The following is a 330-nucleotide window of genomic DNA, read 5'->3' as shown; positions in this document are numbered from 1 at the left end:
CTATCAAGCCATCCCGCTCTAATGAACTTAGGGACACGGTACGAGGGTAACATACCGTATTGCGTTTTTTTTCCTGAGGGGAAAGGCTGTTATCTAATGATAACGGAAATTTATTCCAGTAACTTATGTTTAAAGCTAGTTGCCCATCTTGTCCATGAAGGTATAATACCTTACTCGATTCTATCCAGTATGGTTTATTTTCAAGCATAAAACGAATCGTAAAAACATCGTTATCATCCACTGGATTAGAATACACACTCGGTAACCTAATCGCTTGCCCCTGTCCACCACTAATCAGTTCAACTATATCTGGAATATCTGACAGCTTTA

The 330-nt window shown here is 39.1% G+C and carries 1 protein-coding gene; it reads right to left on the bottom strand.

Annotated features, from left to right (window positions below; all coding sequences use genetic code 11):
• On the bottom strand, positions 1-330 hold a 330-nt coding region (locus tag GQ589_RS12035), incomplete at both ends, for a hypothetical protein (protein WP_160426498.1).

Source organism: Gilliamella sp. Pas-s27 (assembly GCF_009795865.1).
In the GTDB taxonomy this organism is placed as follows: Bacteria; Pseudomonadota; Gammaproteobacteria; order Enterobacterales; family Orbaceae; genus Gilliamella.
The sequence above is the reverse complement of the archived record's forward strand: the minus strand, read 5'-3'. Positions and strand labels throughout refer to the sequence as shown.